The organism is Calothrix anomala FACHB-343, assembly GCF_014696435.1.
GTDB classification, from domain to species: domain Bacteria; phylum Cyanobacteriota; class Cyanobacteriia; order Cyanobacteriales; family Nostocaceae; genus Aulosira; species Aulosira anomala_A.
This window is the reverse complement of the sequence record NZ_JACJQG010000002.1, coordinates 55,397-75,911: the sequence shown is the minus strand read 5'-3', so window position 1 is coordinate 75,911 and position 20,515 is coordinate 55,397. Positions and strand designations below refer to the sequence as shown.

Below are 20,515 nucleotides of genomic sequence, written 5' to 3'. Positions count from 1 at the left end.
GGGGTATGTTTTATGGGTCGCGTAATTTTTATGAACGTTTCAGCAGCAGGACATGTGATTCCTACCTTGGGATTGATGACTGAATTGATTAATCGAGGCGAAGAAGTAATTTATTATGAAGCTCCGCCTTTTCAGCAAGAAATAGAGAATTTGGGAGCCGCTTTTCGTTGCTATCCGCCTATAAATCCGGAAACCGCACCACCAGTTGAAAATGAAATGTCTTTAGTACCTTCCCTGACTTGGTGCGCTTACCAAATGCTCCCAGCACTTTTAGAATCAGTGCGTGCAGAAAAGCCAGATTACATTATTCATGACTCCCTCTGTCTTTGGGGAAGATTGGTGGCGCAATTACTGCATATTCCTGCTGTTAATTCTATTGCTACGGCTGCTTTTACTCCCCAAACTTTCTATGAATGTCCTTGGTTAAGAAAGAAACTACCAGTGTTTTTAAAACAGGCGGCTGCGGGGATGAAACACTATCGTCAATATCAAAGAAAACTTCGAGAAACTTATGGTGTCGCGCCAATAAAATTTGTGGATACATTTACGAATATTGAACCGCTCAACATTTGTTATTTACCGCCAGAATTACAACCTTATAGCCATAAATTTGACGAACGGTTTCATTTTGTCGGCCCTTGTAATCCGGTACGCGCTAGGGAATATGATTTCCCCTTAGAGAAATTGCAAAAAGATAAGCTAATCTTGATTTCCTTTGGCAATATTCATGACCCTGGTTTACCATTTTACCGCAGTTGTATTCAGGCTTTTGGTAACACCGATGCTCAGGTAATTATGGTATTAAGTCCGGCTATGGATATCACGCTTTTAGGCGATATTCCCGACAACTTTATTATTCGACCTACAGGTACTGTTCCGCAATTACAAATTTTAGAGCGTGCTAGTTTATTTATTATGCATGGAGCCGGCGGTGGAACTAGGGAAGCTGTTTGGTATTCAGTACCAATGATTGCAGTTCCACAAACTTACGAGCAAGAAATAATTTCCCGGCGGATTGAAGAGCAGGGTGCAGGAATTATGATGATGTTAGAAGATGTAACTGTGGAAAATTTACAACAGACAGCACAGCGAATTTTTGATAATAATTCTTTCTGCGTCAATAGTGGTCGTTTGGGTGATGCTTGTCGTGCTGCGGGTGGAGTTAAACGCGCAGTGGATGAGATTTGGCGATATGCGTATGAAAAGAACTCTTCACAGTAATTAGAATATCTGTGTTAGAGGGTGCTTTAAAACATTTTAAAGGATTAATTTGATCTGAGATATGGAAGTTTTACTTATGACTGCAACCATTGATGCTGGAACTACTCGTTTTGTAGAAATAAAGAGTCAACAGGAAAGGCTTTTTGAATATTTATGCAGTTTAATTGCCTGGATAAAATTAACAAATATCAAGACAATTATTTTTTGTGAAAATAGTAATACTTCTTATGACTTTGGACTAATAACCGAGTTTGCTAAAAATGAAGGTAAAGTTTTGGAGGTGTTAGTCTTCGATGGCAATCAGGAAGCACATCAATATGGCAAGGGATACGGGGAAGGAAAAATAATAGAATATGCTATCAATCATAGTAAAAATCTCAACAATGATGTTGATTTTTATAAAATAACTGGAAGAATTTTTGTGCAAAACTTTAATATGGTAAGACAGGCTCACGCTGGCATTCCTAATGTTTTCCAGAAACCACTTTCGGCTATAAAAATTGAGAATGTAAATCTTTTTAAAGGTTTCATTTTCAGTATACAGTACTTTATCGGATATTTACTTTTTATCAAAGCCAGAGGTTGGAGAGGCCCCTATAACCCATTTGCTAATGTTTCTACGGTCTTTTATAAATCAAATGTGGGTTTTTTCAAAAAACACCTGATAAATTCATATAAAAAGGTGAATGACAAAAAGCTTTATACTCTTGAATGTGCATATTACTATGATTTATTGCCAACTAATTTTAGCTCATTTTTAAATGATTATCAGCTTGTAGGTAGAAGTGGTGCTAGTGGCATGTTAATTAATGGTTTAGATTATACAGATGATATTAAAAGTTTGGCTCAAAGTTTTATTTAAGAGGGAACAGGTAACGGGCAACAGGCAACAGGGAAATCCCCATAATTAAAAATTCCCTGTTAAGACTTCCCTATTAAGAGTTCTCTCCCTAAGCAAATAATTTCACCGAATCAAAGCGAATTCCTATGTAATTAAACCGCACCTTTTAGCAAAGAGCGAAAGAACCAGTAGGGTTCGACAATTACACCGAATAAAACTCTAATTATCTGGTCTTTTTTTGGTAACCAAGAAGTAGTCATGTGGTGTATGGTATGAGTCTCTGAGGTAGGCTGACTTTTGAATATTTTACCGTTAAGTTCCATTGGTGCGCCTGGTTCAAAAATGTATCCTGGACACACAAGTACAGTAGAATTTTGATCAAATTTACCAGCGACTACGCAATCATTTAACATAATTGGCCCGGTGCTGTAGCCGACATACAAGGGCATGGTTTTATTATCTGAATTATGTTGACGTTTTTCTAATTCTGCAAATACTGTCAGCCATAGAGGATGGTTGGGAATACTACCCATAATCGCATTACTAAACCCCACCAATTTTGATAATACTAATTCAAAATCTACTAATAAATCATCCAGGGGTTTGAGACATTCAACATCCATATCAAGATAAAATCCGCCATAGCGATCAAGGATAAAATAACGGATAGCATCACGACGTTGAATATCATGGGGATAAGAATCAAATATAGGGAGAAACCAGGAATAATTTGATTCCATAAATTTTCTGGCTTTGGCTTCATCCCAAAATTGATATTCCCAATGGGGATGATTTTGCAAAACTGTTTGCTGATAACGACGGTAATTTTTGGGGATTGCGGCTTCTCCTAGAAAAAAAATCTGATGGATGATTTTGGGAATTTTGCTCATAGTTTGGGGATGGGGGATGGGGAATTGGGGATGGGGAATTGGGGTATTTCCTATTCCCTATTCCCTGGTTAGCAGTTGTTTATTTGGATGATTCTTGCATTGCTTGGCGGAGGCTTAAAGGACGCATATCAGTCCATACTTCTTCGATATAGGCTAAACATTCGGTTTTATTACCTTCTTTGCCTACAGCTTTCCATCCTAATGGTAATTCTTGTTTCCATTGCGGCCAAATTGAATATTGTTCTTCATGATTGACGACTACAAGATATATAGTTTCGTCGTTTTGTTCGTTGTTAGCCATGATTTTTTAGTCTCCTTTATAGGTTTACAAACGGTAATTTTAATTAACTAAAATGCCGTCATCACTTAAGTTTACAGAACGGCGTTGACGAGTTGCTTTGCGGATTTCGCTGGTGGTTTGCACCTTTGGCGAACTGCCTAGTAAAAGCGCGATCGCTTCTGGGGTACGATGGGTGAATAGTTGCGGTAGGGGAAATTCGCTGTCATAGGTTTGACGCAGACGGATGGCTAGTTGTGTGACTAACAGGGAATCTCCGCCAATTTCAAAGAAGTCATCGTTGACTCCTACCCGTTCTAAGTTTAATAAACTCGCCATTAATCCACAAATAGTGGCTTCTTGCTCGGTTCTGGGTGCAATGTAAGGTTTACTGCTTGCATTCCCATTGGGTAATGGTAAGGCTTTTTGGTCTAGTTTACCGTTTACCGTTAAGGGAATGGTTGCTAGTGGCACAAAGGCCGAGGGAATCATATAATCTGGAAGTTTGCTTTTTAAATACTCTGGTAATACCATTGTCAAATCTGACTCTGTATTAGAAGTAAAATAAGCAACTAATTTTTTATCTCCATTAGGAAATTTACGTAAAAGTACAAAGCCTTCTTTGACTTGGGGATGAGTGTTGATAACAGCGCTGATTTCCCCAGTTTCTATGCGGAAACCGCGTATTTTCACTTGTCGGTCGGCGCGTCCGAGATATTCTAGTTCACCGTCTGGTAACCGCCGCCCTATGTCACCACTGCGGTATAGACGGCTACCTAAAGTTTTAGCAAAGGGGTCAGGAATAAATCTTTCTGCACTCAGACGAGGTTGATGGAGATAACCCCGCGTCACTCCCGCACCACCAATATAGATTTCCCCAGGAGTTCCCACGGGGGTTGGTTCTAGATTCTCATCTAATATATATAGATGTAAATCGGGGATGGGTTGACCGATAACGCTTCCGCGATTGGCGCTGATATCTGTCTGGGTAATCGGTCTATAGGTTACATGAACGGTGGTTTCGGTGATACCGTACATATTAATCAATTTTGGTTGTGCGTCGCCATATAACTCAAACCAAGGTTGTAGGCTTGATAGTTCTAAGGCTTCTCCTCCAAAGATTACGTAGCGTAAAGGTAGCTTTGATTGCTCTTGACTCGCTGCTTGGATTAATTGTCGAAAGGCTGAGGGGGTTTGATTTAATACTGTGACTTGCTGATTTTGCAGTAGTTGTAAAAAGTCTTTTGGCGAGCGACTTGTCCAGTAGGGGACTACAACTACTCGACCACCATATAATAAAGCTCCCCAGAGTTCCCACACAGAAAAGTCAAAGGCGTAGGAGTGGAATAAAGTCCAAACATCTTCGCTGTTAAATGCAAACCAAGATTCGGTGGCTTTGAGTAGGCGCATCACATTGGCGTGGGTGACAATACAGCCTTTGGGTTTGCCTGTGGAACCACTTGTATAAATTACATAAGCTGGATGTTCTGGTAATATCTGCACTGCTAAAGCATCGGCGCTGTAATTTTCTAACTGAGTGGCGATATTTTCCAGAATGATGATTTTGGTATCAGATTGGGGAATCTGGGATATTACTGATTGCTCGGTTAAGAGTAAAACAACGCCGCTATCTTGTAAGAGAAATTCTATGCGATCGCTTGGATAACTGGGATCAATGGGAACGTAAGCACCGCCAGCTTTGAGGATGGCTAAAATGGCAACGATTAATTGTTCGGAACGCTCCAAACACAGCCCTACCAAGCTTTCCGTTCCTACACCTTGACTTTGGAGGTAATGGGCGAGACGATTGGCGCGGGTTTCTAATTCGCCAAAGGTAAGGGTGGTTTCTTGCCAAACCAGGGCGATTTTATCGGTATATTCTGCTACTACTTTGCTAAAGGCAGAGATGAGGGTATCACCAGAGGGGAAGTTAGCAGGATTGCTGTTAGCAGCTTGGAGTAAGTTCTGCCGTTCTGTGGGTGAAAGGAGCGATCGCCTGTGGTAATGTGTGTGGGTATTGGTGGCAATATCTGTCAAAGCGGCTTGATAATATTGGCTATATTGCTCAACCTGTGCAGCCGTAAACTGCTCTACATCATAGATTAAATTCAATTGCAAAGCGCTGCTTCCGGGAACTAAACAAAATTCTACCAAGAAGGGAAAGTCTGTTTCTTCAAAAATATCAATGTTCTGGACTGATATTTGCGGTAAATTCAGCAACCCTTCGTATACGTGGAAATGCACATAGTTAAATCCGACTTCAAACAAGGGACGCTGATCAATCAAGCGTTGCATTTCGGCGAGGGGAAAGTTGCGATGAGGAAGTATGTCACTTTCCGCACGGAAGACTGATTGAATTAATTCCAACCAGGTTCCCGATGTTAAATCCATGCGGAAGGGAATGGTATTGACGAACAAACCTAACAAGTTTTGGCTGTCGAGGGTTTCTAATCTTCCATTGCTGACGTTACCAGTAACAACTTCTTTTTGTCCAGTTATAAAGGAGATAACGCGCAAATGCACAGCTAAAAGTGCAGTTTTGAGGGGAACGCCAGCTTTTTTGGCTAATTGGCGAATTTTATCGCTTAATTGTGCATCAATATTAATAGATAAGCGCTTTAGTTGACGTTGTAGGGAGGTTGTCTGGGATTTCTGGATATTCAGACGGGGGAGGGTGGTAACTTCTAAATTACTCAGATATTGTTGCCAAAATTCTCGCATTTGTCCAGATGCGATCGCTTGTTGTTCTTGGGCGATAAAATCTTTGTAATTAATCTCCGGTATTGTCAAAGCTGGAAGGGTTTCTGATGCTAAATACTGCACATAACGCTGTAACAGTTGCGTTAACAACGTCGCTACACTCCAACCATCGAGAATGACATGGTGAAAACTAAAGCTAAAGCTGAGTTCAGTATCAGCGAGTCGGTGAATTTGGAACCGGAATAAGGGGGGTTTGGTGATATCAAAGGCGCGATTTTTTTCTGATTCAATCCATTCTGCCACTTTTTGCTGGGCGTTTGCTCCCAAATTCCGCAAATCGACAATCGTTAAAGGTAATTCTACTTGGGTGTGAACAATTTGGATGGGAGTGCTGTATCCTGTCCAATGGAAGGAAGTCCGCAATACTGGATGAGCATCACAAATATCCGCGATCGCTTTTTTCCAGGCTACTTCAGAATAGCTCAGATGTAAATCAAAGGTAAAAATTTGATGGAAAATTGCCGATTCGGGATGCATTTCTGTGTGATAAAGCATTCCCGCCTGTAAACTCGAAAGGGGATAAGCATCGGCTGCATCTTTTGGTAAGCTTTGTCTATCTGCTGCTGATAGTAAGTTAACTGTCTGATTGTCACTAATATTAGTATTAGATACAGCAACTGCTGCTTTTTTCGTAGCTAATTGACGCACCGTCGCCGATTCATAAAGTTCTCGCGCGGAAATTGCAAAACCGGCTTTTTTGGCTTTGGCGATGACTTGTAAAGCTAAAATAGAATCGCCACCAATATCAAAGAAATTATCGTCAATTCCGACTTTTTCTATTCCTAAAGTAGAAGCGACAATTGCACATAAAGTTTCTTCATCGGCGTTACGCGCGGCTATATAATTTTCTTCTACCCTTAACAAATTCCAATCTGGAGCGGGTAAAGCTTTATTGTCAATTTTCCCGTTAACATTCAGGGGGAAAGCATCTAAACTCACATAAGCTGCGGGTATCATGTAATCAGGTAGCTTAGTTTTTAAATGCTGACGCAATTCATTAGCTGTGGGGTTAGTTTCTCCAGGAACATAGTAAGCAACTAAGCGATTTTCGGCTTCCCATTCATCAGTGACAATCACCGCTTCCCGCACTTGAGAATGAGATGTTAGCGCCGCTTGAATTTCTCCTAATTCAATCCGAAAACCGCGAATTTTAACTTGTTGATCTATCCTTCCTAAATATTCTAAATCCCCGTTGGCTAATCTCCGCCCTAAATCACCACTGCGGTAAATTTTTCCACTACCAAAAGGATTAGCTAAAAACCTTTCTGCTGTCAATGCGGGACGATTTAAATAACCGCTAGTCACCCCAGCACCAGCTACGTAAATTTCTCCTGGTAAACCATCAGTAACTGGTTGTAATTTGTCATCAAGTAAATATATTTGTAAGTCAGGAATTTCTCTACCGATAACACTAGCATTTCCTGTCAAATCTTGGAGAGAAATCGGGCGATAAGTTACATGAACGGTAGTTTCTGTAATCCCGTACATATTAATTAAACGCGGGTTTTTATCGCCGTACTTTTCTAACCAAGGACGTAAAGTGGGAAAATCTAAAGCTTCACCACCAAAGATGACATAACGTAACGCCAATTTTCCTACACTCGCTTCATCCGCGCGAATTAGTTGATAGAAAGCGGAAGGAGTTTGATTGAGAACAGTTACCCGTTCTGTGGTGAGGAATTCGCGGAAACTTTCTGGCGTTCTGCTTAACCAGAAAGGTACAATAATTACCTTACCGCCGTAAAGCAAAGCACCCCACAATTCCCACACAGAAAAGTCAAAAGCAAAGGAGTGAAACAGCGTCCAAATATCTTTGTCGTTAAAGCCAAACCAAGGTTCTGTGGAACGCATTAACCGGATGGCGTTTCTATGGGTGACGATACAACCTTTAGGCGTACCAGTGGAACCGCTAGTGTAAATAATATAAGCAGGAAATTCCGGTTTAATGACAACTTCTGGCGCTGTATCTGGTTGATTAATTAGTTCATCTTCTAGAGATGGGAGAGTGAAACCTAAAATTTCTTTGTTAGTTAATGCTGATAAAATTCCTGGTTCAGCAATCAATGCACAAATTCCGCTATCTTCGAGAATTAATTGCAGACGGGTAGCGGGAGATTGAGGATCTATAGGTACATAAGCCGCACCTATTTTCAGGATTCCTAAAATAGCAATAACTATATTTTCTGAACGTTCTAAACATATCCCCACGCGCGTTCCCGGTTTAACTCCTTGACTAATTAAATAATTCGCCAAGCGGTTGGCTTTGCTATTTAATTCAGCGTAGGTGAGGGTATTTTTATTAAATTTAACTGCGGTATTTTCTGGATATGTAGCGGCGGTAGTTGCAAAGGCTGAAACTAATGTTTCATCGCTGGAAATATCCAGAGAAATTTCTGGTTGAATAATGTTATAATTATTGTTTTCTTGCGATTTAGCAACCAGACTAGAAATCGGCTTTTCTAATCTTTCTATAGCAGTAGTAAACAAATTTTGAAAATCTGTCACTATCTGCCTGACTGTTTCAGCATCTAAATAGGAAAGATTATAATCAAAATCGATTTTAATATCGCTGTGTTCGGCGTATTCCCGAACATAAATAATCAGTGGTACTTTTTGTTGTCCACTGTACAAAGGTACGCAGCTTGTTTCACTATTAGCAAAACATTCGTTGTAATCGTGTCTTTCGTAGGATAAATAAACTTCAAATAAATGTTCTTTACTATTTAATTGTAAGCCAGCTAGCCGCTTCATTTCTCCTAAAGGAAAGCGTTGGTGGCGATAATCTTGGCGCAATAAAGAACGGATATTATCTAATAGTTTGTGAACTGTTTCATGGCTATTTATTGGGACGCGGAAAGGAATCGTACTCACAAATAAGCCAATAGCATCCTTAAAGCTTTTCTTATTGCGATTGAGTAGGGATAAACCCACCGTTAAATCTGGCTTGTTGTAGCGATTAGTTAAACAAACGGCGATTAAGCCTAAGATAAAATGAAACGCATTCGATTGGATTTCTTGACATAAAGTATTTACCCGATTATATTGCTCGCGGGGAATATAAATTGCTTGGCGATCGCCTGTTAAACCTGCAGCTTTAATTTGGGGGAAAACTTGGGGAGAAATACCTGCTAGACGCTGTTTCCAATAATCGCGATCGCGCGGATAATTTCGTGACTCTAAATATTCTGCTTCTTCCTCAAGATATTCAATTAAATACAAATCTTTTTCTGTTTGATTGTCAGTACCATCTTGAATAATTTGGTTGTAAATCCTAATTAGTTCCCGAAAGAAGATGGCAATTCCCCAACCATCGGTAATTGCATGATGATATTTAGCATAAAATATATGTCTTTGGTTACTGGTGCGAAGTACCTGAAAATTCACAAGTGAGGCATTTTCCCCAAAGCTAAAAGGCTGAGTAAATTCCTGATTGATATATTCATCAGCCAATTTTTCACTATTGTCATAACTAGAGAAATCAATTAGTTCTACTGCTGCGTCTTTGTGCGGTGAAATGGTTTGGAAAAGCTTTCCTTCTAATTCATAAATTCGCGTCCTTAAACTTGGATGAGTGCGAATTACTTGATTAATCGCATCATTGAAAATTTCAATATCAAAAGCACCCTGCACTGTCACAGTACCACCGATATTCAGATGGGAACCTTCTAACCACATCATTTGGTCAATATAGATTTCCCGTTGGTTGATAGATAAAGGTAATATACTATTCACTTGTGAAAAATTCCTTAAATAAATTAACCTTCTTCAGGAGAAAAATTAGGTAAATTACTAGCTTTCACCACAATCGATATTTGGCACTGACTGCCGCAAACTTATAACCGATAGACTCGATAAGTATTATCTGTTTAATATTTGACTATTTATACTTAACGAGCAGCTTTTGCTGAGTGTGATTGTAACATATTACAGTCGAGACATAAACTTAAGGAAAATAGTTTTTTCTAATTAAACCCTTGGCATTTGTCAGGTTTGCCCATGTTAAAAAATATTGCGCCAACAGCAACCATTGCTACTCAGACCCCAATCTTCCACAGATTATATGACCAGGCAAGGCAAAAGTAAAAAGTTAAAAGGCACTCATAAAGAATAAGAAAAAAATGGTTACAGAGCAACTAAATTTAGTTATAGAACAAAATAAAAACATTCCCAATCGAGATGCATGGCATGATAAATAATATGTCCTTATTAAATCTCCTAAATTTATTTATGGGGATTATCTTTTTACTTTTTACTTTTTAACTTGCTCAAAAAACCTTGGGTAGTTGAGCGGACTTTTGGTTGGTTAATGGGATGTCGGTGATTGGTTCGAGACTAGGAATTACTACCTGAAACGTCAAAGACTTTTATTTATCTTGCCATGCTCCGCATTATGATTAGACGTTAGCATAATTTGTGGACAATCAAAACTTTTGAAACATCCTCTTAAGCTGTCAAAAATCTTTTTTCTTTTTGTTACTATTTATTGTGGGATGCTAATATCTCTTTAACGTTTAGTTTCAGCCATTATGGGATTATACTTTAATATTTATGCTTAAGCAACCCTCAAGTGTTACACAAACTCCTGCTTTGAGTGAAATGAAAGTTTTTATTATGATTTGGCTAGGTCAAATCATCTCTAGGATAGGTTCTGGTATGACTAGCTTTGCATTTGATGTCTGGGTTTACCAGCATACTAGTTCTATCACTCAATTTGCTTTTCTAACCCTTGCTATTACTCTTCCCGGTTTTTGCATTTTTCCGATTGCTGGTAGTGTTGTTGATCGTTGGAATCGTCGCTGGATAATGTTGATTAGTACAATCTGTTCTAGCTTATGTATTCTAACTGTTGGTATTCTCTTGATGCTGGAACGTCTAGAAGTTTGGCATATTTATCTTGCAGTCGCTGGAAAGTCAATTTTCTCAACATTTAGCTCAACAGCTTTTCGTGCATCTATTGTGTTAATGGTTCCCAAAAACAAACTAGGGCGTGCTAGTGGATTCACTCAAGCTACAGATTCAATAGCCCGCTTAGTGTGTCCAGCTTTAGGGGGTATTATCTTAGGAATTTTGAAATTGAAAGGTGTAGTTTTACTGGATTTTATTACTTTTATCCTGGCTATTATTCCTCTTTTGATTGTAGATATACCGGAACTTTCACACAAGGATGATTTGCTAATTGATGCCCAGAATACATCTATTTTTTCAGGAATATTACAGGGATGGGATTATTTAATCAATCGACCAGGAATACTAACGTTGATACTTATCCGCACCATTTATAATGCAGCTATAGGGGCAGCACTAATTCTAGCCACACCACTTTTATTGAGCTTAACCACACCGGGAAGTTTAGGTTTTCTTCTTTCCCTGGCAGGAAGTGGTATGCTTGTAGGAATTATCTATTTAGGGATTGTAGGCGATCGCCAAGAAGAAAATTTAGTAAGAGTGATATTTATATCGATACTCATCAGTTCTAGTGCTTTAGTTACAGGGGGTTTGCGTCCTTCTTTGATATTATTTACCATTTCTGGTTTCTTTTTTGCTTTAGGCATTCCCTTGGTTAACGGATGTGTTCAAATCATATTGCAAAAAAAAGTTGCCCCTCACATTCAAGGTAGAATTTTATCACTTAATCAGACAATCTCTATGCTCTTTCCACCATTGGTAGCAATTGCCATTGGACCTATTGCAGATAAAATTTTAGAACCTTTAATGGACTTTAATGGACTTTGGTCTCAAGGAATTGGTCAAATTATCGGCTCTGGCCCTGGTCGAGGAATTGGTCTTTTGTTCATTTTAATAGGATTACTTACATTGTTTTCCAATTTAATAGCATACCAATATGAACCGTTAAGAAAACTAGAAAGCGAATTGCCGGATGAAATAGAGTTTATAAGTTCATAAATTCATAAGTTCAGGGAAAGGTGGTGATGAAGATGTAGTGATGAGAAATCTAGACAGCAATACAAGAATTATAATGATGAATAAAGCACTTCTAACTAGACGGGAAATTCTTTGGCACCATTTCTAGCATATATGCTTGCTCTTGCATGAAATGTTCAATCAAGTTTTTAATATTACCAACAGCACTTTTATCTAACGGTTCTAAAACTACGTTCTGTTTGAGGTATAGCTTATCACCTGACTTTCTCTCCCAGAATTTATTTATTTATAAGTAGCCCTGTAAATGTGCTGCTAATTCTTTGACATAAGGGTTAGCCATAATAGAATAATGGCTACCTGGAATTACATGGCAGGTAACAGGTTGTGTTGAAACTCGATCCCAACCCAGTTTCGGATCATTCAGTAATGAGTTACTTTCAAACATGATTGAATTGGTTTTTTCAGCCGATTTGAAGAGTGTAATTGGCAATGCTAATTGTTCACAACATTGATAATTAACTGCACTTGTATGCTGAATTTTTGTCAATTGAATTAGTTTCTTTAACTGGGTTTCACTGTCTTGGGAAGCTAAGATGCCATTTTGCACAAATTGATTTTGCAAGTAGCTAAACTGTTCTTCTGTTGATAAGCTCTGCAATATTTCCTGGGAAATGTCCAAGGTAATGCCTAGCGCCTCACCTGCTCCCTTGGCGATCGCATATAACCATTGGGCATTACTCCAAGTTGAGGGTGAGGAAACTTGCTGGACTGGTAGGGGTGCTGTAGCATCAACTATGGCTAGAAGGCTAATTTCTTGTCCTTGTTTGAGCAGTTGTCTAGCCATTTCAAAGGCCACTTTACCCCCTAAAGAGTGACCACCTAAAAGGTAGGGACCTTGGGGCTGGAAGGTTTGAATCGCGGCCAAGTACTGAGTTGCCATGTCTTCAACCCGATCTAAAGGTTGAGATTCACGATCCCATTCTTGGGGTTGTAAACCATAGAAGGGTTGATCTAATCCTAAACAACGTGAAAGTTCATAGAATTGAATCACGTTACCTCCCGATCCGGGAATGAAAAACAGCGGCAGTTTTGAGCCTTGGGGTTGAATCGGTACTAAACAGGATGAATGCTGTTTACTGTCTGCATTAACTATTTGCCGAGCTAAATTTTCAATGGTTGGGGCTTGGAAAAGACTAGCTAGGGGTAATTGTTGACCAAAAAGTTTTTGAATGCGTGATATTAATTGTACTGCTAGTAGAGAGCGTCCACCCAGTTCAAAGAAATTATCACGAATGCCTATCCAATCTAAATTTAAAACCTCAGACCAAATTTGAGTTAGTTGACGTTCTACAGGAGTGCGAGGGGGGAGATATTTGGGTGAGGGGCTTTGCTGTGAGGGGGTTGGCAGTGCGCGACGGTTAATTTTGCCGTTGGGAGTTAATGGCATTTGCTCAAGCTGGACAAAAATGCTCGGCACCATGTAATCTGGCAACTTCTTCAACAAAAACTGATTTAACTCAGTGGGAGTGGGTACAGACACTGGGGAATGGGGGACAATGTAAGCGACAAGGCGCTGATTTTCTTGTGTTCCGTCTAGAATTACCACAGCTTGTTGAATTTGAGGATGTTGACTAAGTGCTGTTTCAATTTCTCCCAGTTCAATGCGGAATCCTCGCATTTTGACTTGATAGTCAACGCGACCCAGAAATTCGATATTTCCATCAGGTAAGTAGCGAGCTAAATCACCGGTTTTGTAGAGGCGATCGCCTTTTCTAAAAGAACTCTGTATAAATCTTTCTGCTGTCAACTCAGGACGCTGGAAATATCCTCTAGCTAAACCCATACCCCCAATATACAGTTCCCCTGGCACTCCCACAGGTACAGGATTTAACTGTTGATCTAAAATATAAAACTGGGTGTTAGCTATAGGTTTACCGATGGTAATCGTTGTTTCACTATCTTTACCATCCACAATGGCTGTAGATGACCAGATTGTGGCTTCAGTTGGTCCATACATATTGTAAATATGGGCATCAATGGATGTTCCCAACTGTTGAACTAAATTTAGTGGTAATGCTTCTCCACCCAACATTAAATATCGTAAACAATTCAAGCTCTCAATGCCATGAGGCATTAATGTCAGCATTCTGGCTAAAGAAGGCGTACATTGCAGATGAGATACTTGATGCCGCTGTATTTGGCTCAAAATAGTGTAATCTTCAGCATTAATATTATTACTCAGTTCTCTAACTTGATTGAGTTTCTCCAAACTAGATAATACAGCGTCAACATCTACCCCAAAATCAATTAAACATCCTACTTCATCAACACCAATCGCTTTCAGGTCGTCAATCATCTGTAAACATTTGGCAGGAGTTCCCAATAAGCCACTAGTGTTAAAGTAACGCTCAAAGGCAAAGGACAGCAGGGTATTTTGATCTTCTTGGGCAAATTCATTCACTTGGCTTTCAAATTTCGTCCCTTTGAGCATCTTTTGAATCAGCCCTATTGATTGCTCTAAGTAACTATACAGAGGTAAGCGCACCTGCTCCCGCACTGTCTCTTCGTCATCCCCGACAAAAGTATGCAACATCAAAGTAATATGACCATAACCCGGATGTCCTTGTTGTTGCCAAGCCTGACGATAAATTTTAATTTTCTCTGCCAGTTCTTCTACACCTTGTCCCAAAAGATGGGTAAGCACATTTAAACCCAACTCTCCTGCTAACCGGAAAGTTTCGGGACTACCTGCGGCGGTTAACCAAGTTGGTAATTCTGCTTGAATTGGTTTAGGGAATGTTCTAATTTCTGTGGGAATGCCATTACCATTTTTCAGGGTGATAGATTCTCCGCGCCAAAGTTTGCGGACGGTTTCTATTTGTTCCACCAGTAGGGATTTACGACGGTGATAATTTTCGGGAGATAGGACAAAATCATTAGGTTGCCAACCACTGGCAAAAGAAATTCCTACGCGACCATTTGATAAATTATCTACAAAAGCCCATTCTTCAGCAACGCGAATTTCTTGATGTAGTGGTAAAACCACGCTACCAGCCCGAATTTTCACCTGTTTAGTGACTGCGGCGATCGCTGCACTGGCTACGGCAGGATTAGGATAAATGCCCCCAAATTCATGAAAATGTCGTTCTGGAGTCCAAACTGCTGTAAATCCATTTTTGTCAGCAAATTTAGCCCCTTCAATCAACAATTTATACAGGTTTTCCCCTTGATGATTACCAGTGTTGTTCTCATTGGCAAAATAGAACAGACTAAACTGCATTTGTTTTTCTGGCATCCGGGAAGTTGGCACTGTAGCAGCAATGGTTTTCTCTTGTTCCTGCTGAATAATTACTTTAAATCCCCGTGCCAGAGTCCAGAATAATTCCAGAATCGAAATATCAAAGGAAATAGTTGTGACAGCTAACCATGTTTTTGTGGTAGCAGAATCACTTTCTACGTTAAGACGCCGATCCATCCCCACAAAGAAGTTAGCCACTTGTCTATGTTCAATCATCACCCCTTTGGGTTGACCTGTAGAACCAGAGGTATAGATAATGTAAGCTAAATTTTCCCCTTTCACTGATGTACTCAGATTGGCTTGATTTTCCTGAGCAATATCAGTCCAATTAGTATCTAAACAGATGACCTTAGCACTATGAGAGGGTAACTTGGTTTGTAACCTTTCCTGGGTTAATAAAATGGGCATTTGGGTATCTGATAAGATAAAAGCCAATCGTTCTTGGGGGTGATAGGGGTCTAAAGGAACATAAGCAGCACCGGCTTTAAGGATACCCAATAACCCGATCATCATTTCTAGCGATCGCTCTACACAAATACCCACTAAAGTTTCTGAACTGACACCTTGACGCTGTAAATAATTTGCTAACTGATTTGCTCGTTGATTTAATTCTTGGTAAGTTAATTGCTGGTTTTGGAAAACAAGAGCGATCGCATCGGGTGTTTTTTCTACCTGCTGTTCAAACTGTTGATGCAGACAAATATCCGGGGAATAACTCACCTGTGTATCATTCCAGGCTACCAATAACTGCTTCTCTTCCTCTGGTGTCAGTAGGGGCAATTTGCTGATACGCTCTTGCACATTAGTCACAATCCCTGCCAGCAACACTTGGTAATGTGCAATCATGCGAGTAATGGTTTCTGCCTTAAACAAATCAGTGTTGTATTCCCAAAAACCCGACATTCCCGCTTCAGTTTCTGTCAGCGACAAGGTTAAATCAAATTTAGCGGTGAGAACTTCTGGCTTCAGGGGTGTAGAGCTGACATCTGGTAGACTTAAAGAAGCACTGGAGGCATTTTGCAACGAAAACATCACCTGGAACAAAGGAGAATGACTCAGATTCCGTTCTGGCTGCAATACCTCAACAATTTTTTCAAACGGTACATCTTGATTAGCATATCCCCCAAGTGTTCCTTGTTGTACTTGCTTGAGAATATCTATAAAAGTGGAATCTGCCTCAAACTGAGTTCGCAGCACCAAAGTATTGACAAATAAACCAATCAAAGGCTCAATCTCAGTTCGATTGCGATTAGCCATGACAGTACCCAAAACTATATCATCGTGACTACTGTAGCGATGGAGTAACACCAAGAACCCGCTACACAGCACCATAAACAAAGTTGTATCTGTGGACTGAGTAAGCTGTTGCAATTGGGAAATCAACTCAGCAGACAGAGTAAAAGATTGCTGTGCGCCTCTAAGGGTTTGTACAATAGGACGAGGATAGTCAGTAGGTAACTCTAATAACGGTGGTGCATCCAGTAAGTATGTTTTCCAGTAGTTTAGCTGTTGTTCTAGAATATGGCCTTGTGACCATTGGCGTTGCCATTGCACAAAGTCTGCATACTGAATAGTTAGCGGTGGTAAAGGAGAAGGCAAACCTTGAACAAAGGCATCATAAAGGATAGACAACTCTTTTACCATGACTCTCACAGACCAACCATCAGCAATGATATGGTGCATGGTAACAAGGAGAATATAGTCATTATCGGCGATTTGTAGCAGTGTCGCCCGAATTAAAGGTGATTGATTTAAATCAAGAGGTTTTTGAGTTTCTTGGGTAAGTTTTTGTTTAACTTCCACCTCTAATTTATCAGTAGAAATTAATTGCAGGTTATCCAGCAATAAATTAAATTTTGATTCTGTGTCAATTATTTGTACAGGATGACCATCAACAGTATCAAAACGAGTTCTTAGGACTTCATGACGTTGGACAATTTCTCTAAATGCCTGTTCTAAAGCATCAACATTCAGCTTTCCTTGTAGCTGAACTGCCATAGAAATATTATAAGCGGCACTGCTTCCTTCTAACTGATTTAAAAACCATAATCTTTCCTGTCCCCAACTCAAAGGTAAAACAGTATTATCTTCTCTTGGGATGGCAACTACAGCAGGTAAAGGACGAGTTACAGGCGAATCTGTGGCAGAATTATTTTCTAACCATTGCTGAATAATTACATCTAACTCAGCAACAGTTGGTGATTTAAATAGGGTTTCTAAAGGTAGTTCAATGGCAAAAGCTTCTCTAAATCGAGAAATAACTTGTGTTGCTAAAAGAGAATGTCCCCCCAGTTCAAAGAAATTATTGTAAATACCCACCTGTTCTATTTTCAAAACAGCCGCAAATATATCAGCAATTTTTTGTTCTGTAGGTGTTCGGGGAGCAACAAAATTATTTTCTTCTGTTAAATCTTGTTCAGGATCGGGCAGATTGCGATGGTCAATTTTACCATTTGGTGTTAATGGCATCGCCTCCAACATCACAAAGATACTGGGAACCATGTAATCTGGTAGTCTTTGTTTGAGAAACTGCCGCAGTTCTGATGGTGTTAAGTCTTGATTTTTAGATACTAGATAAGCTACTAATCTTTGATTGCCAGAGGGGTCTTCACGAGTGATAACTGTGGCTTCTTGTATTTGAAAATGTTGACTTAGCTGTGCTTCTATTTCTCCTAGTTCAATTCTAAAGCCGCGAATTTTTACTTGACGATCAATGCGACCTAAAAATTCTATGTTGCCATCTGGTAAATATCTGGCTAAGTCGCCGGTTTTATATAATCTGCCTTCTTTAAAGGGATTGTCGATGAACTTGGCTGCTGTTAGTTGTGGTTGGTTTAAATATCCCCTAGCTAAACCCACACTACTAATATATATTTCTCCTGGGATTCCTACAGGTACAGGTTGAATAGAGTTGTCAAGAATATAAATTTGTGTATTAGCAATGGGGCGACCAATGGGAACTATAGTTTTAGTATTTGTTTCTGAGTACAAACAAACTTCAGCAACGGTGGCGCAAACTGTGGCTTCACTCGGACCATAGGCGTTGAAAAAGTGCCTTCCTTGACTCCAAATCCGCGCTAGAGGCTCAGGACAGGCTTCTCCAGCAACGATGACTTGTTTGAGGGTGGGCATTTGCTCTGGGGGCAAAATGGCTAAAGCTGAAGGGGGTAGGGTAATATGAGTAATGTGGTGATGTGCGATCGCCTGTTGCAAATCTAAACCAGGCATTAGTTTTTGGGTAGGTGCTAACACCAGTCGCGCACCAGACACCAAAGCCATAAAGATTTCCGACACGGAAGCATCAAAGCCAAACGCCGCAAACTGAAGAACTCGACTATTATTTTCTACTTTAAATAATTTTTGCTGTGCTAAGGCTAGATTTCCTATACCCTGATGAGTCACTAACACACCCTTAGGTTGACCAGTAGACCCAGAGGTATAAATCACATAAGCTAAGTGATGAGGTTGAACCTCAGATACAGGATTTTCACAACTTTGGGTAGCTATTTCTTCCCAATCACTATCTAAATAAACTACTAAAGCATAGGAAGGGGGTAATTTCTCTTCTAGCGATTCTTGAATCAATAACACAGAAACCGCAGCATCTTCCATGATGTATGCTAAACGTTCTTCTGGATAATTGGGCTCTAGGGGAACATAAGCGCCACCTGCTTTGAGGATAGCTAACAAACCGACAATCATATCAAAAGAACGATTTACACATAATCCCACCAACACCTCTGGAGCTACACCCAGATTTTGTAAATGGTGTGCTAGTTGGTTAGCGCGGTCATTCAATTGCTGGTAAGTAAGTTGTTCTTCACCAAATACTAAAGCTACAGCATTCGGTGTCAACCTAACTTGTTCTTCAAATATTTGATGAATGCAAAGATGTTGGGGATAAGGTGTAGCTGTATCATTCCATTCATTTAAAATTTGTTGTTGTTCTGTTGCTGTTAAAAGAGGTAACAGGTTAATTTTTTCATGAGGATGGGATGCGATCGCCTTTAATAAAACTTGAAAATGTTCTACCATCCTGGCTATAGTAGCAGCATCAAATAAATCTGTACTATATTGCCACACTCCCCTTAACCCTGACTCTGTTTGTGACATTGATAAAGTCAAATCAAACTTAGCCACCTTAGTCTCAGGAAACAAGGGTGTTAAAGTAACATTTGGTAGTTGCAAAGTTGCAGTTGGTGTATTCTGTAGAACAAAACACACTTGAAAAATCGGAGAATGGCTTAATTTACGTTCTGGTTGTAATTCCTCAACAATTTTTTCAAAAGGTACATCTTGATGGGCATAATTCTCTAAAACCCCTTCTTTAATTTGTTCTAAAACTTCTGTAAAAGTTAATTCTTGATCAAATTTCGCACGGACAACTAAAGTATTAACAAAAAAACCAATTAATGATTCTAATTCCGGCTGACTACGATTAGCTACAGGTGTGCCAATCACAATATCTTCTTGACTACTATAACGATATAGCAACGTAGCAAAAGCAGCCAACAAAACCATAAATAAAGTGCAACCATTTTCCTGTGCCAATTTTTTCAGAGCTACACTTAAATCAGTCCCAATTTCAAACCTCTGGTTTTGTCCTTGGAATGTTTGCACAGGTGGACGTGGATAATCTGTAGGTAATTCTAAAACAGGTGGTACACCAGCTAAATAATTCTGCCAATAAATTAATTGTTGATTTAATCGCTCTCCTTGCAGCCATTCCCGTTGCCATTCGCCAAAATCTGCATATTGAATTTCTAACTCTGGTAATGTATGTTCTTGACCTTGAGTCAAAGCTTGATATATGACAGATATCTCTTTAATGACAACACCCACAGACCAAGCATCTGAGATAATATGGTGCATTGTCACCAACAGAAAATACTCTTGAATATCAGTTTGTAAAAGTGTAGCCCTCATTAAAGGAGCTTGGGAAAGATCAAAAGGTGTATTAGCTTCCTTTGCAATCCATTCTTGAACAGTTATTTCTCTTTCAGGCTCAGATAAATTTTGTAAATCAATACAACTTAAATGAAAATTAACCTCTGGATTAATTATCTGTACTCCTTGTCCATCAATGGTTTGAAAACTTGTTCGCAATACCTCATGACGTTGGACAATTTCATTTAAAGCTTGCTCTAAAATATGAATATTCAAATTGCCATTTAAACGAATGGCAGTAAACATATTATAAGTGGCTTTGTTTCCCTCCAGTTGGTTAAGAAACCATAGCCTTTCTTGAGCAAAAGACAAAGGGAAAACAAAAGTTTCTTGTGTATTTAAAAGCAAATTATGATCGGACATGTCTACAAATGCAATTTACTTATTTTTTTAACTTT

General features: G+C 39.5%; 7 protein-coding genes and 1 pseudogene. 4 read left to right on the top strand and 4 right to left on the bottom strand.

Features of this window, described 5'->3' with window-relative positions:
* Nucleotides 1-12 precede the first annotated feature (12 nt).
* Nucleotides 13-1,221 carry a macrolide family glycosyltransferase gene (locus tag H6G08_RS01180; RefSeq protein WP_190538478.1) on the top strand — a complete coding sequence of 403 codons (1,209 nt, stop codon included), beginning with the start codon at nt 13-15 and terminating at the stop codon, nt 1,219-1,221.
* Nucleotides 1,222-1,282: 61 nt separating this feature from the next.
* A complete protein-coding gene (locus H6G08_RS01175) occupies nt 1,283-2,083 on the top strand; it encodes a hypothetical protein (protein ID WP_190538477.1) in 801 nt (266 codons plus the stop codon).
* 131 nt (nt 2,084-2,214) lie between these two features.
* Here the strand turns inward: H6G08_RS01175 and H6G08_RS01170 are convergent, their stop codons facing one another.
* The 3 genes from H6G08_RS01170 to H6G08_RS38470 form a co-directional block, all read right to left on the bottom strand.
* Complete coding sequence (locus H6G08_RS01170; protein ID WP_190538476.1) at nt 2,215-2,952, bottom strand: glycosyltransferase family 32 protein; 738 nt, start codon at nt 2,950-2,952, stop codon at nt 2,215-2,217.
* 79 nt (nt 2,953-3,031) lie between these two features.
* Nucleotides 3,032-3,253, bottom strand: coding sequence for an MbtH family protein (locus H6G08_RS01165; protein ID WP_096584899.1), 222 nt, complete (start codon nt 3,251-3,253; stop codon nt 3,032-3,034).
* A 39-nt stretch (nt 3,254-3,292) separates the two neighbouring features.
* Nucleotides 3,293-9,721, bottom strand: a complete 6,429-nt coding sequence (locus tag H6G08_RS38470) for a non-ribosomal peptide synthetase (protein WP_190538475.1) — start codon at nt 9,719-9,721, stop codon at nt 3,293-3,295.
* Nucleotides 9,722-10,244: 523 nt separating this feature from the next.
* Here H6G08_RS38470 and H6G08_RS38790 point away from each other — a divergent pair.
* Nucleotides 10,245-10,394 (top strand): annotated as a pseudogene (locus H6G08_RS38790) (transposase); the annotation flags it as partial.
* A gap of 143 nt (nt 10,395-10,537) precedes the next feature.
* Nucleotides 10,538-11,893 (top strand): MFS transporter, encoded by a 1,356-nt coding sequence (locus tag H6G08_RS01155; RefSeq protein WP_190538474.1) that lies wholly within the window; start codon nt 10,538-10,540, stop codon nt 11,891-11,893.
* Between the two features lie 265 nt (nt 11,894-12,158).
* On the opposite strand, the gene H6G08_RS01150 is transcribed toward H6G08_RS01155, so the two are convergent.
* Nucleotides 12,159-20,480 carry a non-ribosomal peptide synthetase gene (locus H6G08_RS01150; RefSeq protein ID WP_190538473.1) on the bottom strand — a complete coding sequence of 2,774 codons (8,322 nt, stop codon included), beginning with the start codon at nt 20,478-20,480 and terminating at the stop codon, nt 12,159-12,161.
* Nucleotides 20,481-20,515 lie beyond the last annotated feature (35 nt).